This window comes from Janthinobacterium sp. ROICE36 (assembly GCF_002869965.1).
Lineage (GTDB): Bacteria > Pseudomonadota > Gammaproteobacteria > Burkholderiales > Burkholderiaceae_D > Janthinobacterium.
Map to the genome: position 1 here is coordinate 1 of NZ_PEBS01000082.1, position 23,553 is coordinate 23,553.

Below are 23,553 nucleotides of genomic sequence, written 5' to 3' on the forward strand. Positions count from 1 at the left end.
GTGTATCGATGGTTTGCGACCGGACCCTTCGTTCCAGTTCGGCACGGTCTTCCTCGCTCAATATAATCGGCGCCGCAGTCAGCATTGCTCACCTCATCTCAAACTCAATATGTAGATGATAGCGCAGTCTTTAAATAGTGCAACCATTTCGCAAGCAGTACACTAGTTAGCGGCTTTTTTCAATTCTGGGGTCAGACCCCCGATGGCGTTGGCGTTGAGCCAGCCGTTAGCGGTGTTGAGGGACTCGGCGTCCCCGTCTGACCCCATACCCCCAAACCTGAAACTGGTCACCGCCAGGGCGCCAAAGAAATCCTCCTCGTGATACACCACGTGCGCCGCTTCCTGCTCGGCCGCTCCCAGCGCCACCATCAGCGGCAGCAGATGGTCTTCCTGCGGATGGGCCTGCCGCGCGCCCGGCGCCTGGTCCCAGGCCAGCAACTGCGCCAGCCTTGGTGCCGGCGGCAGGGCCATCACCTGGCGCAACCAGGCATCGAACTGCTGTGAGGCGACTGCGCCCGCCTGGCCGAACTGGCGCAGATTATGGTAAGACAGGCCGCTGCCGAGTATCAGCACGCCCTGCCGGCGCAAGCTGGCCAGCGCGCGGCCCACCTCGACGTGCGTGAGCGGATCGTAGCCGTGTTTCAGCGACAATTGCACCAGCGGCACGTCCGCCTGCGGGTAGATGGGGAACAGGGCGCTGAAGGTGCCGTGGTCGAAGCCCCGCTCGTGGTCCAGGCGGGCCGGGTGGCCGGCCGCATCGAGCAACTGTTTTACCTGCGTCGCCAGTGCCGGCGCACCGGGCGCCGGGTACTGGATTTGATACGTGTGCGGCGGGAAGCCCGAATAATCGTAGAGCATGCCTGGCTGCGGGCTGGCCGAGACGAGGAACTGCGGCCCTTCCCAGTGCGCCGTGACCACCAGCACGGCCTTTGGGCGCGCGCCGACCTGGCGCGGGATATCTTGCAAGGATGCTTCGAGCACGTCGTAGCGGTCGCCGAACTGGTCTTTCATGAACGGCCACGGGCCGCCGCCGTGCGACAGGAAATAGGTGGGAAAGGTGTGCTCTTGCATGGCGGCTCCTGAGGGAATGGCTGATGATGGATCGATGATAGTCATGCGCGGCCAGTTGATCAAGATCGCAATTATTGATATATCATTTCCATTTTGTTGATGGTGGGATGGATATGGATACCTTGCGCAGCATGCGCGTGTTTCGCGCCGTGGTGGAACTGGACAGTTTTGTGCGCGCCAGCGAGCGCCTGGATATGTCGCCGGCCATGGTCAGCAAGCATGTGATGCACCTGGAACGCCACCTGGGCGCGCGGCTGTTGAACCGCAGCAGCCGCCACCTGAGCCTGACGGAAATCGGCAAGGTGTATTTTGAACAGTGCCGCGACATGCTCGACAATCTCGACGAGGTGGAAGCGACCGTGGGCCGCACGACGGTGGTGCCGCGCGGCATGCTGCGCCTGAGCGCCCCCGTCTGGTTCGCCAACGCCATCTTTACGCGCACCCTGGTGGCTTACCGCGAGCGCTACCCGGAAGTGACGTTCGACATCGACTTGAGCGGGCGCGTGGTCAACCTGGTGGAAGAGGGTTTTGATCTGGCTCTGCGCGTGAGCCAGGCGCCATCGCCGAGCCTGATCGCGCGGCCCATCGGCAGCATCGCCTTTCACCTGGTGGCCGCGCCCGCCTACCTGGCGCGCGCGGGCCAGCCGCAGCTGCCGCAAGACCTGGCGCAGCACGCCATGATCAGCTATTCCTTGTTAGCAAACGGCAATGAACTTGCCTTCGACGGGCCGCAGGGACGCGAGACGGTAAAGTTTTCGCCCGTGCTGCAATGTAATAACGAAAGCCTGCTGCACGCGGCCGCGCTTGACGGCATGGGCATCGCCCTGTTGCCGTCGTGGCAGACGGAAGCGGACCTGGCGGCGGGGCGGCTGGTGCGCCTCTTCGACGGCTACCAGCTGGCGGGCGGCAGTGTGTACGCCGTCTACACCAGCCGCCGCTACCTGTCGTCGAAAGTGCGCACCTTCATCGACTTTCTGGCCGATGACGGGCGCCTGGGGACGTAACTATGCCAGCGAGCGCTTCACGTCGATCAGCGCGAACAGGCGCACGCTGCGCATCCACGCCAGCACCAGCGCCGCCAGTTGCGTCGCCAACAAGCCGGCCACGCTGGCCAGTGGACCGGGCGCGGCCAGATTCAGGCGCGCCACGCCCAGCAGTGCATACAGCGCCAGTCCCAGCACGGTGATGACGAGGTAGATGGCCAGGCAGGCCAGCGGACGCCGGCGCAGCATGCCGAGGCCCCGCCACCAGGCCTTGACGGCCGAGGTGCGGCGCCGGTCGACGGCCAGCGCCGCGCGGCCTGCGTCGAGCGTGGCGCAAGCCAGCAGGAAGAGCAGGCCCGTCGCCAGCAAGGCCAGATGACGGGCCAGGTCGGCATCGGCTTCCAGGATGGCCTTCGCCGCGTGCCTGTCGGCCAGTTTCAGTGCGCCGGCGCCGATGGTCAGCGCCACGCTCAGCGGCACTATGCTCCACAGCAACATGCGCAGCATGCGGCCGTATTCGCTGAAGGCGCCCGTCAGCAGGGGGCCGAAGCCCAGTGCCGCAGGGGCGCGCGCGGCCGTCACCACCAGGCCGCTCAGCAGTGGCGACAGCAGCAGGGTCAGGACGATGCCGGCGATGGCGGCCTGGCTGATGGCGGCGCCGTTGCGGCCCGCATTGGCCACCAGGTCGGCCAGGGTCATCAGGTCGAGCTTGTGCGCCAGGGCCGCCGCATGCACAGCCTGATCGAGGCTGGCGCTCAAGGTGCGCCAGAGGGGAATGACGGCGACGATGGTGGGGATCAGCAGCAGACCCGCCCACAGCAGCAGCAAGCGCCATTGCAGGGCGGCGCGGCTGGCGCGCGTGGTCAGGGTCAGGCCGCTGGGCCGTGTCGTGGAAGTGGCGCTCATACGATGGCAATCAGGGAAAACAGGTATTGGAAGGCGGCGGCGAGGTCGAGGCTCCAGCGCCGTGCGGCCGAGGTATCGGCTTTCAGGGTGCGGCTGTCATCGAGCTTGTTGACGTCGAGGTAGTGCACGCGGTCGGGGTCGAGTTCCGCCGAGACGGCCTTCACGGGCTTGCTCCAGGTGTAGCGCTGCCACAGCTGGTCGTTATCCCATACCACGCGTTCGGACGTGCCATCGGCAAATTTCACCAGCAGCACCTGCGGCACGGGCGCGCCGCGGCGGCGCAGCACCACGCTGGTGAGATATGGATACGCTCCCGTGCCGGGCTTGGCGTCCGGGTGCGCCTTGTCCCACGCCTTGCGCACTTTTTTCTCCTCTTTTTCCAGCGTGTCGGCCGTGTGTTCCACGCGCTTGCCATCCATCAGCGCCATGCCGGCCAGCGGCGTCTGCTCTTCGCTGCTGAAGCTGCCGATGCGGTCGTCGATGTTCGCGCTGGCATAGACTTGCTGCGCGAAGACCTGTTCCACGATGCGCCGCTGGCCCGTCGCCTCGGCCAGCGCTTCGCGCAGGTCCGCTACGCTGGGGTGGCGGAATTTCCACTCTTCGTAATACGCCTTGAAGCCCCTTTCCATGGCCTCGCTGCCGATGCGCGCTTCCAGGTCGCGCATGGTGATGGCCGTGCGGCTGTAGACGGGGCCCACGCCCTGCAGGCGGTTCCAGGCGTTCAGGCCCAGCGGGTCGGCCGCATCCTGGCGCGGTGCGGCCATGCGCTCGAATTCGAAGACCTTGAAGACGGGGGCCAAGCCCAGGCGCTTGAGCAGCGGCGTGGTGGCATGGATGTCCTGGCCGCGCGCGCGCAGCATGCGCTGGTCCCAGTACTCGTTCAAGCCTTCGTCGAGGATGGGTTCCTCGAATTCGTTCGAGGCCAGGATGCCGTAGAAATAGCCATGGCCGAATTCATGGATGGTGACGAAATCGAGGCCGAATTCGGCGATGGTCTTCGGCTGCAGCTTGGCGTAGCTCGAGGCGGTGATGAAGGTCGGGTATTCCATGCCGCCCGCTTCGGCCGCATTAAACGGCGGAATCACCACCGTCAGGGTCTTGTACGGATACGCGCCCATGGTGCGCGAAAAATACGTGAGCGCATCCTTGGCCGCCTGCAGCGCCGGCGCCGCGTTGGACGCGTACTCGGGCGGGTACAGCACCTTGATGGCCACCGGCGGGCTGCCAGGGCCGTTCCAGCTGCCCGTCAACGGCGGCGCGCTGCGCTTGTCGGCCGTCCAGGCGAAATCGTGCACGTCGCCCTGTACATAGTGATGCGTGAGCATGCCGTCCTTTTCCTGCGGCGCGCCCTGCAGTTCGCCCGTGGCGCCCACCGTGTACTCCTTGGGCACGCTCAGCTTCACGTCATAGTTGCCGAAATCGGCGTAGAACTCCGAGTTCAGGTGAAATTCATGCGCGTTCCAGCGCGGCGCGGTGGCGCCCCGTTCGCCGGGCAGTTCCAGCACGGCGATCTTGGGGAACCACTGGCCCACCAGGTGGAAGCTGCCGAAATAGCCGGTGCGCGCGATGACGCGCGGCAGCTGGTCGAAGAAGCCGATGTCAAGCGTCGTCTCGGCGCCCGGCGCGACGGCTTGCGGCAAGTCGACGCGCACGACGCTGCGGTCGGTGGCGGGGCCGTTGTCTGGCTGGACGAAATGCCAGGGCGCCTTGGCGCCGTTCTGCGTCATGCTGCGCAGTTCGATGTAGCCCCACTCGCCGTCGCGCGTGTCGACGCCCGAGCGAAAGCCCGTATCGAGCTTGCGCTTTTCGGTAAAGAAGGTCGAATGTTCGCCTTCGAAAGCATTCAGGTACAGGTGCAGATAGACGCTGCTGACGGCTTGCGCGCTGCGGTTGCGCCAGCGCAGTTTCTGCTGGCCGGTTATGGTGTGCTTGACGGGATCGAGCGTCGCTACGATCTGGTAGTCGACCACGCGGTCCGACAGGGTCGCTTGCGCGGCCGTGCGCGCGCCGCCCCAGGCGTTGCTGGCGCTGGGCGTGCTGACGGCGGACGCGTGCGGCAAGGCCAGGGCGATGCCGTCGGCGGGGGGCGCCAGCGGCACGGGCGCGCCGGCCTGCTTGCCCTGGCCCGGCTGGGCGAACAGGTCGGCCTGCAGGGCCAGGCCGGCCAGCAGCAAGGCGGTGATGGAGAGTGCTTTGAGCTTGCCCGAGATGGGGAAAAAACCAATGCTGCGGCGCGTGCCGCGGGGACTTGGTGGCCCCCGGCGCGGTGTGCTACGACTTTCCATGCGTGACTCCCACAGTGACTTGTTGATTTTCAAATGCAGTCGGCTGCGCCCAGGATCGCCGGGCGCTCGTTAATATACCTGTAAAAATTACAAATAAGCAATGAATTGTGTAAGCAGCCCCGCCGGCTGTTGCGGCGCCGCGCGCCGTGCGTATAATGATTCGCTTTTGCCATCCCTCTCTTCCACTACCGTGCGTTCGCGCTGCGGTGACGCCTCAAGCCTGCCGCCATGATGCCTGCCCCTCCCGTTCTGACCATTGCCATGCGCGCCTTGCTGCTGTGCGCCCTGGCCATGCCGGCGTGTGCGCAGGAAGGCGTGGATGGCGTGACGGCTGGCGTCACGCATGGCGATTTGTCCACCGAACTGGGTCAGGGCGGCCAGCAAAGCGTGCGCGGCGCCCTGTCGCGCGACCAGGACGGCATGTCGCTCGATGTGGCCATCGACGGGCTACGCAATGGCAATTACCGCGATGGCAGCGTGTTTCACCAGCGCGGCTTGAATGGGGGCGCGGAATGGAAGGTGCGCCAGGGCCGCTTCGGTTTCAGCGTCGACCAGTTAAACCAGGACACCCACTATCGCGCGCCCGAGGCGCCATTCCTGGCCCTGCTGGCAGTCCGCCCGGAAGACCTGTACCGCTATGAAGTACGGCGCGGCAGCGCCTTCGTGCAGCGCTATCTGGGCAATTTCGAGCTGGGGGTGGAACTGTCGCAGCGGGAAAAGCGCGCCACGGCGCAGTATGCGGGCGAGGAGGGCAGCAGCGAATCGAGGTACATCAGCCGCCGCCGGCAACTGGCGCCCCGCCTGCGCCACTACGGCAAGATGGGCGGCGTGGGCACGGATACGGAAGTGGGCCTAGACCTGATGCAGTGGCAGCGGCGCTCGGGCCGCGCTGGCGACGGACAGCGCCGCCAGTATTCGCGCGCGCTGCTGCTGCGCGAAGAGCTGGCCTTCGGCGGCGCGTATGCGCCGCGCCTGCTGCTGGGGCTGCGGCATGAACAGTTCCAGCTCGATCCGGCCGACATGCCCGCCGCCGGCAGCGACTGGGAAAACCAGAATGCATGGGATTTGCAGGGCAGCTTGCAGCTGCGCCCGCAACTGAGCGTGTACGCCAAGGCCGCGCGCAGCTACCGCATCGACGATGATGGCTATACCCGCGCCGGCTACCGTCCCCTGGCAGGACAGCTGCGGCGCGAAACGGAAGTGGGCGCCACCTTCGGCGACGCGGCGCGCAGCGCTTCCGTGCGCGTCTTCAGCGAGCGCCTGAGCAATCAGATCGTCTTCGACCAGAGCCTGGGCCAGCTGGGCTTTGCGGGCAACCTCGACCCTTCGCGCCGCGACGGCATCGCCATCGAGGCCGGCATGGCGCTGGCGCGCGGCTGGCGCCTCGACGCTCAGCTGCGGCAAGTGCATGCGCGCTATGACGACTACGCCTACGACGGCCCGGATATCGCCCTCGTGCCCAAGACACTGGTCAGCCTGCGCCTGTACTGGACGGGGCAGGCCGGCGCCAGCGCCGACGTTGGCGTGCAATGGCTGCGCGCCCTGCGCTATGGCCCGGATTTCGCCAACAGCTGCCTGGCGCAAGTGCCTGCGTTTGCCACCGTGGACGGGCGCTATGCGCGCAAGCTGGGCGCGTGGGAGCTGGAGCTGGCCGGCAGCAATCTGGCCAACCGCCGCCATTACAGCGATGCGCCGGGCTGCCGTTCCAGCATTTACCTTAACGATGCGCGCCAGCTGCGCGTGTCGGCGCGCTACCATTTCTGAGACAGACGCGCAGCGCCGCTTAAGAGCGGCTTAATCAGGCGCAAACGGAGCGTGTAAAACTCCCTTTTTTCGGCCCGCGCTACAATGGACAGTGCAAAAAGTGGTAATCTCGCCCCGTTCATGACCACTTTATGATGAAGGATTAATATGCGTTTTCTGCGTTTCTTGCGTCCCCTGTTCGTCGCCGTCACCCTGGTGGCGGCCACCGGCGGCGCCATGGCGGCCGATACCGGCTTTACCACGCTCCCCACGCCAGTGCGCACGGACACGGGCAAGAAGGTGGAAGTGGTGGAGTATTTCATGTATTCCTGCCCGCATTGCTATGCGCTCGATCCGCTGATGCACGACTGGGTCAAGAAGCAAGGCGACAAGATCGCCTTCCGCCGCATCCACCTGGCCTTCAACGGCCCGAAAGATCCGCAGGCGCACGCTTATGCCACCCTGGAAGCGATAGGCCAGCTGGACCAGTTCCACGACAAGATCTTCCGCGCCATCCACGTCGAGCGCAACCGTCTGAACCGCGATGACGCCATCCTCGAGCTGCTGGTGAAGAACGGCATCGACAAGGCCAAATACCTGGACATGTTCAATTCCTTCGGCGTGCAGACCAAGCTGAAACGCAACGAGCAGCTGATCACCGCCAGCAAGATCGACAGTGCACCCACCATCGTCATCGACGGCCGCTTCGTCACGTCGCCGGCGCAGCTGTCGCGTCCGGGCCAGTCCGAGCCGCAAACCCAGGCAGCGACCCTGCGCGTGATGGATGAACTGGTGGCGCGCGTCCTGAAAGAGCGCGCTCCCGCGCCAGCGAAGAAGTAAACCGGAGATCGTCATGAAACAGCTGCCCTGGACTTTGTGCGTGCTGGCTCTCGCCCTCGTGGCGTGGCTGGCGCTTGCCGTCGTCAACGTGGAAAACCAGCGCAATGCGCTGGTCAGCAAGGCCTGTGTGGACCCCGCGTTCAAGAACGAGGTCGATGCGAAATGCCTGGCGTCCGTGCAGTCGCGCGAACACTGGTGGCAGCATCTGACTTACGCCATGACGCACTTCAGGAACTGAATGCAGGTGCACGAAAAACCCGCCGCGCGCGGGTTTTTTTTCGTCCGCGTATGATGCAGCCACAACCAGCGAGGAGAGACAATGAAGGAAGTGATCTTGATTACCGGCAGCAGCCGCGGCATCGGCGCGGCGACGGCACAGCTGGCGGCGCGCCAGGGCTATGCCGTCTGCGTCAATTACGTGCGCGATGCGCAGGCGGCGGAGGAACTGTGCGCGCGCATCGTCGCTGGCGGCGGCGAAGCCATCGCCGTGCAGGCTGACGTGGGCGATGAAGCCGACGTGGCGCGTTTGTTTGACGAAGTCGATGCGCGCCTGGGCACGCTTACGGCGCTGGTCAACAATGTGGGCGTGCTGGAGCAGAAATGCCGGCTGGCCGACATCTCCGTGCAGCGCCTGGAACGCGTGCTGCGCACCAACGTGATCGGTTATTTTTTGTGCTGCCAGCAGGCCGTGCGGCGCATGTCCACGGCAAACGGCGGGCACGGCGGGCGCATCGTGAATGTCTCGTCGGTGGCCGCGCGCATCGGCTCCCCGGGCGAATACATCGATTACGCGGCCTCGAAAGGCGCCGTCGATACCTTGACCATCGGGCTGGCAAAGGAAGTGGCGGCCGAAGGCATCCGCGTCAACGGCGTGCGGCCCGGCATCATCTACACGGATATCCACGCGTCTGGCGGTGAACCGGGCAGGGTGGCGCGCCTGGCGTCCGGCGTGCCCATGCAGCGCGGCGGCCAGCCGGAAGAAATCGCCGATGCCATCCTGTACCTGCTGGGTCCGGGGGCGACGTATGTGACGGGCAGCATCCTCGACGTGGCGGGCGGGCGCTAAAGCTTACGCTTTGGCCGGCGCCGAATGGGGCGTGATCACCACGGTGCAGGTGGTGCCGGCCACCAGGACCTGGTTCCTGTCTTGCTCGTCGATGTGGATGCGCACCGGCACGCGCTGCGCCAGGCGCACCCAGTTGAAAGTGGGATTGACGTCGGCCAGCAATTCGCGGCCCGTGGCGGCGTCGCGGTCGGTGATGCCGCGCGCGATGCTCTCGATGTGGCCATGCAGGGTGCCGCCGCTCATCAGATTCATTTCCGCCTTGTCGTCCTGCGCCAGCATGCCCAGCTTGGTCTCTTCGAAGTAGCCGACGACATAATACGAGGCGCTGTCGATGACGGCCAGCTTGGCCGCGCCAACGGCGGCGAAATCACCCTTGTGCACGTTCAGGTTCGTCACGTAGCCGCTGACGGGCGCACGCACGGTGGTGCGTTCCAGGTTCAATTGGGCCAGCGCGCGGGCGGCCAGCGCCGCCTGCACCTGCGACGCGGCCGAACTGGCGGCAAACGCCGCGCTTTCTCGGCTTTCCGTGGAGATGATGCTGGCGTCGAGATTGGCGCGGCGCTGCGCTTCCTTGCCGCGGCGTCCCTGCTCCGTCCTTTGCGTGGCCAGCACGGCGTCGGCCTGCGCCAGCGCGCTCGCATAGCGCTCCTTGTCGACGATGAAGAGTACGTCGCCTTTTTTCACCACCTGGTTGTCGCGCACCAGCACGTCCGTGACGGTGCCCGCCACGTCGGCGCTGATGTTGACGATATCGGCCTTGATGCGCCCGTCGCGCGTCCACGGCGACTCCATGTAGCGGTCCCAGACGGTTTTTCCTATCCACAGGGCTGCGGCCAGGAGCAGCAGGGTGATTGCATAGCGGGTCAGTTTGCTTACCATGTCGGCAGCCTTTCCTTGATTGGGTTGAACAGTTTTTTTTATTTGTAGAGCTATTTGTAAAGGTATAGAGCCAGCGCGCCGAAGATGGCGATGAAGATGCATAGCCGCGCCAGCGAAGGGTGCCACACCATGCGGTACACGCCCAGCCAGCCCAGCATGCGGTCGAGCAGGGTTTGCAGGCCGATGCTGAGGATAAACAGGGGCAGCAGGGTGGGAATCAGAATTCCGAACAGGGCGAATTCACGCGGCATGATGGTCTCCGGCGCCAGGCGCCATGTTGTCGAGTAATGAGGTGTAGATCGAATGCAGGTCGACCAGCGCCGTCTGCAGACGCACGCCCTGTTCCGCTGCCGTGCCGTTGGCAGCCTGGGCCGCCCGCACCACGGCGCCGGCCTGCAAGGTGGCCGCCAGCGCCGCCTGCAGTTGCGCCTCGCCGCGTGTGCGAAGCCAGGCGGCGAGGCTGTCCACACAGCGCTGCAGGGCCTCGCGCGCTCGGCTGTTGCCGGAGGAACTGGCGATCAGTTCGCGCAAGTCGATTACGGAATGGCCGATTTCCAGCAAGGTCAAGGCCTGGCGCACGACGGCGCGCGTGGCCTCGCCCGGCGCCGGACCGGCCGCAGCGTTGAGCTGGCTGAGCAGGTCGCGCACGCGGTTGTCGAAACGGTGTTTCACGCGGCGTGCGGGCGCCGTGCATGCATGCAGCGCTTCGCGCCACAGGGCCGGGCCGATATGGTTCTTGTGGCCCATGGTGTGCTCGGGCAGCAGCACGGCAAACACGAGGGCGGCCAGCATCAGTCCGACGATCAGCGCCATGCCGGTGTTCAAAAAGGCGGCGCCATCGACATGCATCAGGTTGGTCGGTGCCATCTGCGTGATGAAGGTCGACACGCCCAGGCCCACGCCCAGCTTGGCGGGATTGGTCATCAGATACAGGCCGACGGCCAGGAAGGGCGCAAAACTCAGCACCAGCATGGGGAAGCCGTCGCCGTGCACCAGCATGAAATACACGCAGACGAGCGACAGCGGCATGGCGATCAAAAAGCCCGCCAGCACCTGTCGGATCATCATGATGGGGCGCGGCGAGGACGAGGCCAGCGCGCAGAACACGGCCGCCATCAGCATCGCCGTGCTGGCGTAAGGCCAGGCGAGGAAATAGGCGCCCAGCGCCAGCAGGGCCAGGCTGATGGCCGCGCGCGCGCCGCTGGCGATCACCAGCGCCGGTGGCGTCTTTGGCGCATACGCTTGCGGCGTGCTCACTTCCAGCGGCGTATCGTGCGCCAGGCTGAAATAGACTTCGTGAAAGCGGCTCATGTCGCGCGCGAAGCGTTCCAGCAGCTCGCACACGGTGTCGAAATCGATGCGCTGGGCATGCGTGATTTGCGCGGTATCAATCTGCGTGCGCGCCAGCGCCAGCGCCGTCTGCAAATGCTGCTGCATGGTGTCGAGCGAGCCTTGCGAGGGCGTGGCCTGCAGCGCTTCGGCGACGATGGCGTACAGGGGCGCGCACGCCTGCATGACTTGTGTCTCGCCATCGCGCTGCAGGCGGTCGAACAGGCGGTGGAAGGTATAGAAGGTGGTCAGCGCCGTCATGAAGGTAGCGTTGAAGGCGTGCAGCTTGCGGTTTTGTGCGCGCGCGTGGCCTACCGCGCTGGTGACTTCAAACAGGGCGGCCGAGCGGCCCAGCTCCAGCGCCGCCACGTCGGCGGCAAACTGCAAATGTGTCAGCTCCACCTGCGCCGGCGTGAGTTTTTGCTGCAGCACATCCTGGCAGAAGGTGAGCAATTTGCCGTAGCGGGCCTGTACCGTGCGCATCACTTGCGTGCCCTGGTGGCGCGGCAGCAGCACGCTGGAGACGACGGCCGAGCAGATGATGCCCAGGCCGACTTCGGCCACGCGCGTGACGGCCAGCGCGAACACCTGCATCGGCTGCTCGATGGCGGGCAGCGCTATCATGCAGGCCGTGTAGCCGGCCAGCACATACACATACGACTGGGCGTTGCGGTGCAGGGCCGAGCCGCTCGTGCACAGGCCCACCCACAGGGCCAGGCCGGCGAACAGCAGCACCGGCTGCTGCGGGAACAGGCCGATCAGGGTCAGCGCGGCGGTGCACCCGAGCAGGGTGCCGCACAGGCGGTAAAAGCTTTTTTCCAGCACCATGCCGCTGCTGGGCAGGGCCAGGATGATGGTGGTGGTCATCGCCGTGCTGGGCGAATCGAGTCCCAGTCGGTAGGCCAGCCACAGGGCGCAGAACGCGGCGATGAGGGTCTTGCCGACGTAGATCCAGCGTTCGCCTTCCGTCGTGCGCCAGTCCTGCAGCGCCAGCGCCAGCCAGTGGGCCGCCCGGGACAGGGGGCCTTGCGTGAATGTTGTTGCTGTGGCTGGCGTCATCGATAGGCTATCAGTTCTGGTGGTGGAGATTGTTGAGGTTGCGCAACTGGCGCATGTACAGCTTGTCGAGCACTAGCAGCTCTTCTTCCGTCAAGCCTTGGTACAGGGCCGAGGTTTCCTGGTACACATCGGGCAGCGCTGTTTCGATCAGCGCGCGGCCCTTGTCGGTCAGTGAAATCATCACCGAGCGGCGGTCGCCGGGACGCGTGCCGCGGTGGATCAGGCCGCGCGTTTCCAGGTCGTTGCAGACGCGCGTCAGGTTGGCCGGCTTTTCATGGCAGGCCATGCCCAGGGTGCAGGCGTTCGACGTTTCGTCGTCGGTGCCGTACAGCACGGCCAGCACCATGTAGCTGGCATCGACCAGGTGGTGCTTTTTCAGCGCCGCATTGGTCAGGTCCTTCATGCCTTTTTGAATGTGGTACGTCATGCGCAACAAACGCATCAGTTCCATGGGGAAGCCTGGCATGCGCGTGCGGATGTTTTGCAGCCGCTTGGAGGTGGCGTCAAAAGCGGTCATGTCATTTCCTTCATGTGTGAATAAAGTTCCGATTGTATCTTGTTGGGCTAGTGCAATACCAGGATTGCAACACTAGATTCCGCCTCCCAGTGCATTCATCAAGGAAACGTACAGATCGAGTTCGCGTGCCCCATTCTGCGCTTGCTGTTGTTCTTCCGCCAGCAGCGCCACTTGCGTGTTGAGCATGTTGATGGCGTCGCTCATGCCCGCCTTGTAGGCTTTTTCCGCCAGGTCGCGCGCGCGCTGCGCCGTGGCCAGCGCCTGCACGGTGAGCTGGTGCTGCTTTGCCAGCGACTGGGCGCGGGTGACGGCGTTGGCCACGTCCGACATGGCGTTGATGACGGTGGCGTTGTATTGCTCCACGGCGCCGTCGTACACGGCCGTCTGGCTGCCCAGCTGGGCGCGCAAACGGGCGCCGGCAAAGATGGGCAGGCTCAGCGCGGGAGAGGCGCCGCGGATGTCCGAGTTGGCGTCGAGAAAATGGCTGAAGCCGAAGGCCTGGAAGCCGGCAAAGGCCACCAGGTTGACGTTCGGGTAAAACTCGGCCTTGGCAGAGTCGATGCGCTGCGCCGCCGCTTCCACGCGCCAGCGCTGGGCGGCGATGTCGGGACGGCGGCCGATCAGGTCGGCGGGCAGGGCGGCGGGAATGGCCAGCGGCTGGTCCAGGCGCAGCACGGGGCGCGTGAACGCCGCGCCCGCCGCCGGACCCTTGCCCGCCAGGGCCGCCAACTGGTTGCGCAGCAGGGCCAGCGACTCGGCCGATTGCTCCAACTGGCGGCGGCCCGCCGGCAAGGTGGTTTCGATTTGCGCCACGTCAATGTCCGTGCCGATGCCGGCGGCCTTGCGCTGGCGCGTGATGTCGAGGACGCGGGCGCGCTGCGCCAGGCTGCGTTCGATCACGTCCTGCAGCTGGAATGTATACGACAGCTGGATGTAGGTGCGCACCAGCGCCGTTTCCAGGGCCAGGCGGGCCATCTGCGATTCGGCCGAGGCCAGCTGCACGTCGCCCAGCGCGGCGGACAGGGCGGCGCGGTTGCGGCCCCACAGGTCCAGGTCGTACGAGGCCGTCACGGTGGCCTGGTTGCGCCAGGCGTAATTGCCGGCCAGCGGCGCCGGCGTGCTGCCGTGCTGCGAATACAGTTCGCGGTTGATGGAGATATTCGCGTCCGCCTGCGGGCGGGTCTTGTCCTCGGCTGCACCGGCCAGCGCCTCGGCCTGGCGTACGCGCGCCTGGGCGCCGCGCAGGGTGGGGCTGTCGGCCAGCGCCTGCTCCATCAAACGGTTCAACTGGGGGTCGTGCAAGTCTTGCCACCATTGCGTGCGCGGCCATTGTATGGCGGCACTGGCGGCGGCATCCATGGCCTTGCTCGCCTGCAGCTTGTTGGCGTCGAGCATGGCCGATTGCGGCGCGATATGGCCCATGTCGGCGCAAGCGCTCAAGGCAAGGATCAGGCTGGCGGCAAGCAAACGGCGGTGCAGGGACATGCAGGGACTCCGGGAGAAGATAGTGTTGGGGGTGTTGCTGACAGCTCGCCGCGGTGAGCTTCGGGAGTGGCCCGAGTGCTGCGCCGCAACTGAGGTGTGTTACTGACTGACTGAAACCGGCTGACTGGTTTCTTATTGCACAACGTGCTTGGTGGCTTGCGCGACATCAAAGTCCGCTTCCGTTTGCGGGATCAGGCCAGCCTTGCGGGCGGCGTAGAACTCGGCCATGACTTGTTCGCGTGTCACCTTGCTGGCGGCGGTGGCCGGCGTTTTCGGGTAGTCGACTTCGCTGCTGGCGATGTCGCCGGCGTTGCGGGCACGGATATATTCCGCCGTGACTTCGGCGCGCGTCAGTTGCTGGCCGGCGGCGGCTGGCGCGGCGCTTTGTGCGAAAGCCGAGGTAGCGGTGGTGATGGCAAACAATGCGGCGATGAGTGATTTGGCTTGCATGATAAAACTCCAATATGTGCATGATGGCTGGGTGGATGGGCCGGCTCGCCACTTACCGGTCGGTTCGGCGGCAGGGTGCTGGTGGGCGCCCTGCCGCCGATGAAGCAGTTTCTGGATGAGAAGATGCTTACTTGAATTAACTATATCAATGAATAGTACATTTGTGAAGTAATTTTTGAAAATATTTGTGCGATGCCGCATTTCCCCTGGGGAAATGCCGTGCAGGCGTGCGCCGCTGGCTGGGCGAGGGGAGTAAGCTGGTCTTTTGATCAACGGGAGTCAGCCATGAGCAGCAGTTCACTCGATCCGGATAATTTGCCCGTCACACCTGACCGCGTCCTGGGCAGCGGCCATGGCAAGGGCGCGCTCGGTCCCAGCGACAGCTCCGACAGCGGCAGCGACATGCAGGGCGTGCCTGGCCAGGATGCAGAAGAGCTCGAAAACGACAGCGATGCGGCCGGCACGGGCGACCGGGCCGGCGTGGAGCCCCACAACGGGGCTGCCGATGGCAGCGACATCGACGTCGATCATGTCGAGCGCCTGGCGCCCGTACCGTCGGCAGAGGAGGCCGAGGACGCACCGCGCGCTGCGCCGGCGCCGGTGCCGCGTCCCTGATGCGGGGTGGCGAGGAATTGCCGCCACGAATTACTGTCTCTCCTGCGCCATCAGCGTAAAATGCGGGCACGGCGGCGTGCGCGTCGCCATGGCCAGCCGGCCGGTACAGCATAGGATGTCAGAGGATGCAAACGCAGATGTCGGAAGAGAAAGAAAAAGACTTGATGCTGGTGTACCGCGAAACGCGGCCACGCGAGTTTTTTGGCGAAAAAAGTAACACCAATCACCTGGCCTGGAGTTTGCTGGTGGTGTTGCTGGCGCTGGTGTTCTGGCTGGCCCTGGCCCTGGCAGCGGCGGAAAACCAGCGCTATGCCCTGGCAACGCAGGCATGCCAGGATCGCGTGTTCCCCACGGAAATCGACACGTCTTGCCTGAAGCAGGTCAAGTCGCGCGACCACTGGTGGCAACATGTGGGTCATGCACTGGTGCGGATGGGTGCCTGAGCCGGGCGCGAGCTGGCTGCCCCTGGCGACGGCCGCGAGGGCCGCTGTAGTGATACGGTGATGTAGCGATAGTGCTGGAGGTGCCATGCCACGCGATCACTCGCGCGAGCAGCCGCAATGGCTGCTGGCGCGCCACAGTGCCTTGACGGCGGGTCAGTTGCTGCGCGCCTATGGTTTGCTATGCCTGTTTTCCCTGGCGATTGCCGCGGCCTTTGCGCTGCGCGGCATCTGGACCATTCCCGTCTTTTCGTTCGCCGAACTGGGCCTGGTGGCCGTCGCCCTGCTGCATTACCTGCGCCATGCGCGCGACTATGAGCACATCGCCCTGCGCGACGGCGAGCTGATCGTCGAACAGGTCAGCGCCGGCCACTGCCGGCGCCACCACTTTTCCCCATGGCGCACGTGCATCGCTATGCCGCAAGGGCCGCGCCAGTTGATACACATCCATGATATCGGCGCTGGCGGCGCGCAGGTGGATGTGGGCGTGTACGCCACGCCTGAACGGCGCCGGCAAGTGGCGCAGGAATTGCTGGCCCTGTTGCCGCCGCCCTTGTCGCCGCCGTGAGCGCCTTACACGGCCCGCGACGGACCTTCCCATAAATTGATATGCCCTTCACGCGCCTGCACGTCGATGGCCGCCAGTTCCTCGGCCGTAAACGTCAGTTGCTGCAGCGCGGCCACGTTTTCGCGGATTTGCGCGCTGCTGCTGGCGCCGATCAGGGTCGAGGTGACGCGCGCATCGCGCAGCACCCAGGCCAGCGCCATCTGTGCCAGCGTCTGCCCCCGCTGCGCAGCGATCTGGTTCAGGGCGCGCACGCGGCCCAGGTTTTCCGCGCTCAGGTGTTTTTGCGGCAGCGAACCGCCGCCGGGGCGGTTGACGCGCGCATCCTGCGGCACGCCATCGAGGTACTTGTCGCTGAGCAAGCCTTGCGCCAGCGCCGTGAACGTGATGCAGCCCATGCCTTGCGTTTGCAGGGTGTCGAGCAAGCCGTCTTCCTCGATCCAGCGGTTGAGCATATTGTAGGCAGGCTGGTGGATCAAACACGGCACTTTCCACTCTTTCAGCAGGGCGGCGGCCTCGGCCGTCTTTTGCGGCGAGTAGGACGACAGGCCCACGTACAGCGCCTTGCCCTGCTGCACGGCGGTGGCCAGCGCGCCCATGGTTTCTACCAGCGGCGTGTCGGCGTCGTAGCGGTGCGAGTAAAAGATGTCGACGTAATCGAGGCCCAGGCGCTGCAAGCTCTGGTCCAGGCTGGCCAGCATATATTTGCGCGAACCGCCGCCCTGGCCGTACGGGCCGGGCCACATGTCCCAGCCCGCCTTGGTGGAAATGATCAGCTCATCGCGGTAGGGCAGGAAATCGTCGCGCAGCAGCTTGCCGAAATTGCTTTCCGCACTGCCATACGGCGGGCCGTAGTTGTTGGCCAGATCGAAATGCGTGATGCCCAGGTCGAAGGCCGTGCGCAGCATGTCGCGCTGCGAGGCCAGATGGTTGCTGTCGCCAAAGTTGTGCCACAGTCCCAGGGACAACAGCGGCAATTTCAGCCCGCTGTGCCCGCACGTGCGGTATGGCATGCTGTCGTAGCGGTTCTCGGCGGCGTGGTAAGTCATGGCATCTCCCGGTTGAATGAAGCGCTTATTTTCGCGCAAAATCACGACACGCGTGCGTGCGCCTTGCGCGCAAGCGGGTGCGCCGTACAATAGGCGTTGAGGAGTCTCGCAAGGAGCGGTCATGGAAATCGAATTGAAATTGTTGCTGGCGCCGCAAGACGCGCCGCAGCTGCGCGCACACCCCCTGCTGGCGCAGTATGCGCAAGGTGCGCCGCAACTGCTGCAGATGCACGATATTTATGTCGATACGCCTGATTTGCAGCTGTGCCGCCACCAGGCGGGCTTGCGCGTGCGCCAGGTGGACGGGCGCTGGGTGCAAACCCTGAAGGCTGGCGGTAGCGTCAGCGGCGGTTTGCACGGCCGCCACGAATGGGAAGGCGACGTGCCGGGGCCGCAACCGGACCTCGCCGCGCTCGACTCTGCCATCGGCCGCAAGCAGCCCATCCGTGCGCTGCTGCGCCAAGACGCCGTTCGCGACGCCTTGCAGCCCGTGTTTACCACGCGCATCGAGCGTACCGTCTGGCAGTTGCGCACGCCGCAGGGCGACCAGATCGAATGCGTGCTGGACCAGGGTGTGATTGAAAGCGGTGCGGACGGTGCTGCGCGTAGCGTGGCCGTCAGCGAGATCGAGCTGGAGTTGAAGCAGGGCCAGGCCGCCAGCCTGTTCGACGTGGCGCTGGCCTTGCTGCAAGACGTGCCGCTGCAACTGGGCCACATGAGCAAGGCGGAGCGTGGCTACCGCCTTTGCGCGCCGCAGCCTTTGCGCGCCGTCAAGGCCCTACCCCTGGCGCTCGACGATGGCATGACGGTGCAACAAGCCTTCATCGACATCTGCGGCAATTGCCTGGAACAGGTAAGCGGCAACCAGGATGGCGTGGCGGGGGGCGAGGACGTGGAAAGCGTGCACCAGATGCGCGTGGGCTTGCGCCGTTTGCGCTCGGCGCTGGGCATGTTCCAGTCCCTGCTGGCGCTGCCGGAGGTGCTGAAGAGCGAACTCGGTTGGCTGGGCGGCGCGCTGGGCGAGGCGCGCGACTGGGATGTGCTCGCTGGCTCTACGCTGGCGCACCTCGATGGCGAGGCGCAAGCCAATGCGGCGGCGCTGGCGCAGGCGGCGCACGCGCAGGCGCGGCTCAAGCATGTACACGCCGCCGAGGCCGTCACGTCGCTGCGCTGCACGGCCTGTATGCTGGGTTTGCAGCGCTGGCTGCTGGCGCGCGCCTGGCGCGACAGCTGTTCGACGCGCCAATTGCGGCGCCTGGACGCGCACGTTTTCCCGTTTGCCCGCGCCATGCTGCGCAAGGACCAGCGCCGCCTGGTGAAGCGCGGCAAGCGCCTGCTACATGCCTCGCCGCTGCAGCGCCACCAGGTGCGCATCGCGGCCAAGAAGATGCGTTATGCGACGGAATTCTTTGCCTCGCTGTTTTCCGCGCGCGCCGTGCAACCGTATGTGGCGCGCTTGTCGACCCTGCAGGATGAACTGGGCCGGCTCAACGATGTGCAGGTGGCCGACCGGCTGCTGCAGCAATTACCCGAGGTCCAGGCTGACCAGTCCGCTCAAGACGGGCTGCGCCTGCACGCGGCCTTCGTGCGCGACTATCTTGCGGCGCGCGCGCAGGCGCAGGGTAAGGACGAGCGCATGCACAAGGCTTGGCGGCGCTTCAAGGCGACCCGCTTGCCGGCCTGAGCCGGTTCCCTTTTGCGCTGGTGCAGTTTCAGTTCACAGTTTGCTGTTCTGGCAACCGGCACTGACGCATTCGCGCGCGCGATCTTGCAGGAATTGCGCGCGTTCGATGGTGGTCTGGGTGGCGCAATCGAGGTTCACATAGAAGTCCGATGCTTCGCGTTTGGAACAGCTCTTGTTGCGGTTGCTGATCCACGCCAGCTGGCCCGATTTCAGCTTTTGCTTGCCGCTGGCATCGAGCTGGGAGCTCAGTTTCTTATAGTTGGCGTTCAATTCCTTGTCCGCTTCCTGGTACACCTTGTTCAGACAATACAGGCCGTCGAAGTCGTTGCGGGGCGTATCGCAGGCCGAGTTGGCGAAGGCGGAGCCGGAGGCAAACACGAGCAAAGCAAGCAGGCATTTTTTCATGAGATACTTTCAGAAAGTGGAGGGGAACGGATGAGGCGCCGGGCCAGCAAGCGCTTTTGCGCATTTTACAATATCCTGTGCGTAGCACTTGTTCGTTTGCCAAGTGCCTGCTGCCGTTGTCTGCTTTCTGCACGGACAAAAAAAAGAAGCCCGGGCTCGCAGGCGCAGGCTTCTTTCCAGAACACGTCACTGCTGCGCAGGCGTGTCCGTTTTACGTTGACAGGAACCGCTTACGCGAAGTTCTTGGCAACGAATTCCCAGTTGACCAGGCCCCAGAACGTTTCCACGTACTTGGCGCGCAGGTTGCGGTAATCGATGTAGTAGGCGTGTTCCCAGACGTCGCAGGTCAGCAGTGGCTTGTCGCCCGTGGTCAAAGGGCAGCCGGCGTTCGAGGTGTTGACGATGTCGACGGAGCCGTCGGCTTTTTGCACCAGCCAGGTCCAGCCCGAACCGAAGTTGCCCACGCACGACTTGGTGAATTCTTCCTTGAACTTGTCGAACGACGACCATTTGGCGTTGATTGCGTCAGCCACGGCACCGCTAGGCGCGCCGCCGCCGGCCGGCTTCATGCCGTTCCAGTAGAAGGTGTGGTTCCATACTTGCGCTGCATTGTTGAAGATGCCGCCCGACGATTTCTTGATGATTTCTTCCAGCGACAGGTTCTCGAATTCGGTACCCTTGATCAGGTTGTTCAAGTTGGTGACATACGCCTGGTGATGCTTGGCATAGTGGTATTCCAGGGTTTCTTTCGAAATATGCGGCGCCAGAGCGTCCATTTCATACGGCAGTGGTGGCAGAGTATGTTCCATGTAATGTCCCTTTGTGGTGAGTGTTCGGAGTCTTCCGGCCTGTGACCGGAGGGTTGAGCCTACGTGCTTGAACCAAGCATTCTTGCTGAACGAGCCACTATTGTAAAGCGGATGCGCCATTGCTGCAGATTCCGGCACGCGTCGCGGATACCGTTTGCGTAGTGATTCTCGTTCAGGGAAATAGTGGTATATGCTGAAGCGTCAGCTTCTTGAGAAACCGTAGCGAGCAAGCCCGATATCGGGTTGAGTAGCGCAGCTGTACAAAAAGTACAGCGAGCAACGCCAACCAGAGAGTGGGCTGCGCAGTAGGTTTATCATGGTGCAATCCTTAGCGGATGCGGCGCGTAGTTTCGCGCACGATCAGTTCCAGCGGCGGAATGGCCGCTTGCACGGCTTCGCCATTGATCAGTCCCAGCAGCGCTTCGGTGGCGACGCGCCCAATGTCGTACAGGGGCTGGTGGATGGTCGTCAGCGGCGGCGTCGTGTAGGACGAGCCGGGCAAGTCATCGAAACCCACGAGCGAGATATCGTCGGGCACGCGAATGCCCTTGCGGTACAGGCACAGGCTCACGCCGTAGGCGGACAGATCGTTGGCGGCGAAGACGGCGCTAAATTGCTGTTGCGTATCGAACAAATGGTTCATGGCCAGCATGCCACTTGCCTCGTGGAAATCACCTTCCACCATCAGTTTCGGATCGATGGCGATGTCCGCTTCGCGCAGCGCGCGCTGGTAGCCCGTCAGGCGCTCGGCTGCATCTGTGTTGTTGGCGGGACCGGAGACAAAAGCGATGCGGCGGTGGCCCAGCTCCACCAGGTGGCGCACGGCCAGGTAGGCGCCGTATTCGTTGTCGAGCTTGAAGCCGATGGCGCTTTTGGTGGCCAGCAGGCGACCCGTCGAGACGATGGGCCGCTGCTGTGAGAAATCGAGCACGCTCTGGTCCGAGATGCGCCCCGACAGCAGGATGATGCCGTCGACCTTCCTCGCCAGCAGCAAACGGATGCGGTCGGCTTCTTCCTGCGCATTCCAGTGCCCGCTGACGATGACGGATGCATAGCCCGTGTCTTTCAAGCCATCGTCCACGCCGCGCAAGCTTTCGTCGAAGAAGGGGCTGGAAATATCCTGCACCACGATGCCGATGGTCATCGAGCGGCCTTTCTTCAAGCCCTGGGCCATCTGGTTCGGCGCAAATTTCATGTGCGCGATGGCGGCCAGCACGGCGTCGCGCTTGTCGTCGGACACTTTGGCCGTGCCATTGAGGATGCGCGAGACGGTGCTGGGCGAGACGCCGGCCTGGCGGGCCACGTCGAGCAGGGTGGAAGGGGGAGCAGCGTGGGCGCTATCGTTCAAGGTGATTCCTGGGTATCAAGATGGCTGGTTGTCAGTGCTCTGAAAACCTTTTCAGTGAAAGGTTACCATAAACGGGAGCGATGGCTGCAGGTGAGCCTGGCCGGAACGGCGTAAGCCGACACGTGCCGCACAACAATGTGTCGGATGATGTGTTGGCGTGCCCATTATGCGTGTTGTGAAAACGTTTTCACAAAAAACAACAGCAACCCCGGCACCCCGTATATTCACCTTTATCATAGGAGAATAAGCGCCATTGTTCTCCTCTTGCCACGCTGCCCCAATAAAAATGACAACTTTTTCGGTTGACTTGATTTTCTTTGCGGTGTTAAATGGATGTATGGTGTGAAAACGTTTTCAAGATAGAAGACGTTCAATAAACGGAGATGAAATAATGAAGTCAAGCATACTTGGCGCCGCCCCTCTGGCAGCGCTGACCCTGGCCTTTGGTGTGGCCGCCGCGCCCGCAGCCGTCCCGCCGGCAGCAGTGCTGCCCGTGCTGGCCCCTGCCACGATTACCGTCGCCTCCTTCCCCGATCTGGACCGCGCCGTCAAGACGGCCTTGCCCCTGTGGGAAAAACTGTACCCGCAAGTCAAGGTCAAGCTGGTCAGCCTGCAGATCGACGACCACCATAATTCGATGACGACGGCGCTGGCGGCCGGCGCGCGTCTGCCCGATGTGATGGCCATCGATTTTCGTTATGTCGGCAGCTTCGCCGAATCGAAGGGCATGGAAGATTTGCTGCAGCCGCCTTACGGGGCAGGGCAGTACCGCGCCCGGTTCGTGCCGTTCACCTTCGTGCAAGCGACCAGTTCGCGCGGCACCCTGGGCGCCATGCCGGCCGACCTTGGGCCGGGCACCCTGTTTTACCGCAAGGACTTGATGGACAAGGCGGGCATCAAGGAGGCCGACCTGACGCAGTCGTGGGAATCGTACATCGCCGCCGGCAAGAAGCTCAAGGCGGCCACGGGCATCTATTTGCTGGCCGGCGCCAGCGACCTGGCCGACATTTATATACGCGCCAATTTGAAGGATGGCGAAGGCATTTATTTTGGCGACAAGGGGCAGGTGCTGGTCGACTCGCCCCGCTTCGTGAAAGCGTTTGAACTGGCCAAGGCGGCGCGCGTGGCCGGCATCGATGCGCGCACCGTGGCCTGGACGGGCGAGTGGGCCGAAGGCTTCAAGCGCGACAAGGTAGCCAGCCAGATGATGGGTTCCTGGCTCAGCGGCCACCTGGCCAAGTGGCTGGCGCCGGCTTCCTCTGGCCAGTGGCGCGCGGCGAACCTGCCGGCCGGCGCGCTGGCCTCGTATGGCGGCTCCTTTTACGGCATTCCGAAAAAGGCGAGCAACAAGGCGCAGGCGTGGGAATTCATCAAGTTCATGACTGTCAACAAGGATATCCAGCTGCATTCGCTGAAAGAGATCGGCGCCTTCCCGGCATTGAAGGCGGCCTATGCGGACCCGATGATGGACGAGCCGCAGGCGTATTTCGGCGGCCAGAAGACGCGTTTGCTGGCGCGTGACACGGCAGCGAAAATTCCCGTCATCCGCGTCGACAAGTTCGACGCCGTGGCGCGCGACATCGTCAACATGGAACTGGAAAGCGTGCTGGCGCAAAACAAGGATATCAAGACGGCGCTGGCCGACGCCAAGGCCCTGATCACCCACCGCGCGCGGCGCTAGGAGCAGCATGAACACGACCATGCCTTGTGCCGAAGGCGCCGCCGCGCCGGTGCGGCCCGCCAGGAAACGCGTCAACATGAAGCAATGGGCGCCATATATTTTCATCAGCCCCTTCTTCATCCTGTTTGCCGTCTTCAGCCTGTTTCCGCTGCTGTTTTCCATCTATTTGTCGTTCAACCAGTGGGAAGCGGCCAGCGGCGTGGAAGCCATGCAGTGGCAGGGCGATTGCATGAAGGGTAGGTGCTCGGAGTGACGATAGGGTGAAATATTGCTTGTAAACACGTTGAGAAAGGCGTTTACTCTCGGTATTTGGACGCGTAAATGGCAAACGAACCGATCTCTCT

Annotated in this window: 24 protein-coding genes; 11 read left to right on the plus strand and 13 right to left on the minus strand. The window is 64.1% G+C overall.

The features are described 5' to 3' along the window. Window positions 1-162: 162 nt before the first annotated feature. Entirely contained in the window at window positions 163-1,071 is a 909-nt protein-coding gene (locus CSZ94_RS23475; RefSeq protein WP_258001163.1) for a DODA-type extradiol aromatic ring-opening family dioxygenase, read from the minus strand. Between the two features lie 113 nt (window positions 1,072-1,184). Here CSZ94_RS23475 and CSZ94_RS23480 point away from each other — a divergent pair, with 113 nt between their 5' ends. Continuing rightward, window positions 1,185-2,075, plus strand: a complete 891-nt coding sequence (locus tag CSZ94_RS23480) for a LysR family transcriptional regulator (protein ID WP_102123755.1) — start codon at window positions 1,185-1,187, stop codon at window positions 2,073-2,075. Here the strand turns inward: CSZ94_RS23480 and CSZ94_RS23485 are convergent, their stop codons facing one another. Then, complete coding sequence (locus tag CSZ94_RS23485) at window positions 2,076-2,960, minus strand: hypothetical protein (protein WP_102123736.1); 885 nt, start codon at window positions 2,958-2,960, stop codon at window positions 2,076-2,078. Next, window positions 2,957-5,245, minus strand: a complete 2,289-nt coding sequence (locus tag CSZ94_RS23490) for a M1 family metallopeptidase (RefSeq protein WP_180977596.1) — start codon at window positions 5,243-5,245, stop codon at window positions 2,957-2,959. The genes CSZ94_RS23485 and CSZ94_RS23490 overlap by 4 nt, the downstream gene beginning before the upstream one ends. Window positions 5,246-5,473: 228 nt before the next feature. Here CSZ94_RS23490 and CSZ94_RS23495 point away from each other — a divergent pair, with 228 nt between their 5' ends. The 4 genes from CSZ94_RS23495 to CSZ94_RS23510 all read left to right on the plus strand — a co-directional run bounded on the left by CSZ94_RS23495 (window position 5,474) and on the right by CSZ94_RS23510 (window position 8,894). Then, window positions 5,474-7,009, plus strand: coding sequence for a TonB-dependent receptor domain-containing protein (locus CSZ94_RS23495; RefSeq protein WP_102123737.1), 1,536 nt, complete (start codon window positions 5,474-5,476; stop codon window positions 7,007-7,009). Between the two features lie 147 nt (window positions 7,010-7,156). Continuing rightward, the gene (locus CSZ94_RS23500; RefSeq protein WP_102123738.1) at window positions 7,157-7,828 is read left to right on the plus strand and encodes a thiol:disulfide interchange protein DsbA/DsbL; all 672 of its coding nucleotides are present in this window, start codon (window positions 7,157-7,159) and stop codon (window positions 7,826-7,828) included. Window positions 7,829-7,841: 13 nt separating this feature from the next. After that, complete coding sequence (locus tag CSZ94_RS23505; RefSeq protein WP_102123739.1) at window positions 7,842-8,066, plus strand: hypothetical protein; 225 nt, start codon at window positions 7,842-7,844, stop codon at window positions 8,064-8,066. Between the two features lie 81 nt (window positions 8,067-8,147). Beyond that, on the plus strand, window positions 8,148-8,894 hold the full coding sequence (locus CSZ94_RS23510) for an SDR family oxidoreductase (protein ID WP_102123740.1): 747 nt from the start codon (window positions 8,148-8,150) through the stop codon (window positions 8,892-8,894). A gap of 3 nt (window positions 8,895-8,897) precedes the next feature. Here CSZ94_RS23510 and CSZ94_RS23515 read toward each other — a convergent pair whose 3' ends face one another. From CSZ94_RS23515 to CSZ94_RS28135, 6 genes are all read right to left on the minus strand, one after another. Further along, the gene (locus CSZ94_RS23515) at window positions 8,898-9,773 is read right to left on the minus strand and encodes an efflux RND transporter periplasmic adaptor subunit (RefSeq protein ID WP_102123741.1); all 876 of its coding nucleotides are present in this window, start codon (window positions 9,771-9,773) and stop codon (window positions 8,898-8,900) included. Window positions 9,774-9,823: 50 nt separating this feature from the next. After that, on the minus strand, window positions 9,824-10,024 hold the full coding sequence (locus CSZ94_RS23520; RefSeq protein ID WP_102123742.1) for a DUF1656 domain-containing protein: 201 nt from the start codon (window positions 10,022-10,024) through the stop codon (window positions 9,824-9,826). Then, window positions 10,014-12,161, minus strand: coding sequence for an FUSC family protein (locus tag CSZ94_RS23525; protein WP_258001164.1), 2,148 nt, complete (start codon window positions 12,159-12,161; stop codon window positions 10,014-10,016). The genes CSZ94_RS23520 and CSZ94_RS23525 overlap by 11 nt, the downstream gene beginning before the upstream one ends. A gap of 10 nt (window positions 12,162-12,171) precedes the next feature. Then, complete coding sequence (locus CSZ94_RS23530; protein ID WP_102123743.1) at window positions 12,172-12,678, minus strand: MarR family winged helix-turn-helix transcriptional regulator; 507 nt, start codon at window positions 12,676-12,678, stop codon at window positions 12,172-12,174. Window positions 12,679-12,750: 72 nt separating this feature from the next. After that, the gene (locus tag CSZ94_RS23535) at window positions 12,751-14,163 is read right to left on the minus strand and encodes an efflux transporter outer membrane subunit (protein WP_102123744.1); all 1,413 of its coding nucleotides are present in this window, start codon (window positions 14,161-14,163) and stop codon (window positions 12,751-12,753) included. 132 nt (window positions 14,164-14,295) lie between these two features. Then, window positions 14,296-14,613, minus strand: coding sequence for a DUF4148 domain-containing protein (locus tag CSZ94_RS28135; protein ID WP_180977597.1), 318 nt, complete (start codon window positions 14,611-14,613; stop codon window positions 14,296-14,298). Between the two features lie 285 nt (window positions 14,614-14,898). Here CSZ94_RS28135 and CSZ94_RS23545 point away from each other — a divergent pair, with 285 nt between their 5' ends. The 3 genes from CSZ94_RS23545 (at window position 14,899) to CSZ94_RS23555 (ending at window position 16,236) form a co-directional block, all read left to right on the plus strand. Continuing rightward, window positions 14,899-15,228 carry a hypothetical protein gene (locus CSZ94_RS23545; protein ID WP_102123746.1) on the plus strand — a complete coding sequence of 110 codons (330 nt, stop codon included), beginning with the start codon at window positions 14,899-14,901 and terminating at the stop codon, window positions 15,226-15,228. A 125-nt stretch (window positions 15,229-15,353) separates the two neighbouring features. Then, entirely contained in the window at window positions 15,354-15,671 is a 318-nt protein-coding gene (locus tag CSZ94_RS23550) for a hypothetical protein (RefSeq protein WP_102123747.1), read from the plus strand. Window positions 15,672-15,756: 85 nt separating this feature from the next. After that, entirely contained in the window at window positions 15,757-16,236 is a 480-nt protein-coding gene (locus CSZ94_RS23555) for a DUF2244 domain-containing protein (protein ID WP_102123748.1), read from the plus strand. A 5-nt stretch (window positions 16,237-16,241) separates the two neighbouring features. Here the strand turns inward: CSZ94_RS23555 and mgrA are convergent, their stop codons facing one another. Then, window positions 16,242-17,282 (minus strand): L-glyceraldehyde 3-phosphate reductase, encoded by a 1,041-nt coding sequence (gene mgrA, locus CSZ94_RS23560; RefSeq protein ID WP_102123758.1) that lies wholly within the window; start codon window positions 17,280-17,282, stop codon window positions 16,242-16,244. A gap of 121 nt (window positions 17,283-17,403) precedes the next feature. On the opposite strand from mgrA, the gene CSZ94_RS23565 reads away from it, so the two are divergent. Then, window positions 17,404-18,966, plus strand: coding sequence for a CYTH and CHAD domain-containing protein (locus CSZ94_RS23565; RefSeq protein ID WP_102123749.1), 1,563 nt, complete (start codon window positions 17,404-17,406; stop codon window positions 18,964-18,966). Between the two features lie 33 nt (window positions 18,967-18,999). On the opposite strand, the gene CSZ94_RS23570 is transcribed toward CSZ94_RS23565, so the two are convergent. The 3 genes from CSZ94_RS23570 to CSZ94_RS23580 all read right to left on the minus strand — a co-directional run bounded on the left by CSZ94_RS23570 (window position 19,000) and on the right by CSZ94_RS23580 (window position 21,528). After that, window positions 19,000-19,371, minus strand: a complete 372-nt coding sequence (locus CSZ94_RS23570; RefSeq protein ID WP_102123750.1) for a lysozyme inhibitor LprI family protein — start codon at window positions 19,369-19,371, stop codon at window positions 19,000-19,002. Between the two features lie 230 nt (window positions 19,372-19,601). Further along, entirely contained in the window at window positions 19,602-20,180 is a 579-nt protein-coding gene (gene sodB, locus CSZ94_RS23575) for a superoxide dismutase [Fe] (RefSeq protein ID WP_102123751.1), read from the minus strand. Window positions 20,181-20,508: 328 nt separating this feature from the next. Further along, window positions 20,509-21,528: a LacI family DNA-binding transcriptional regulator gene (locus CSZ94_RS23580; protein ID WP_102123752.1), complete on the minus strand. Its 1,020-nt coding sequence runs from the start codon at window positions 21,526-21,528 to the stop codon at window positions 20,509-20,511. Window positions 21,529-21,919: 391 nt separating this feature from the next. Between CSZ94_RS23580 and CSZ94_RS23585 the strand changes: the two genes are divergently transcribed. Both CSZ94_RS23585 and CSZ94_RS23590 read left to right on the plus strand, forming a co-directional pair. Then, window positions 21,920-23,209 (plus strand): ABC transporter substrate-binding protein, encoded by a 1,290-nt coding sequence (locus CSZ94_RS23585; RefSeq protein ID WP_102123753.1) that lies wholly within the window; start codon window positions 21,920-21,922, stop codon window positions 23,207-23,209. A gap of 7 nt (window positions 23,210-23,216) precedes the next feature. Further along, window positions 23,217-23,462 (plus strand): sugar ABC transporter permease, encoded by a 246-nt coding sequence (locus CSZ94_RS23590; protein ID WP_102123754.1) that lies wholly within the window; start codon window positions 23,217-23,219, stop codon window positions 23,460-23,462. Window positions 23,463-23,553 lie beyond the last annotated feature (91 nt).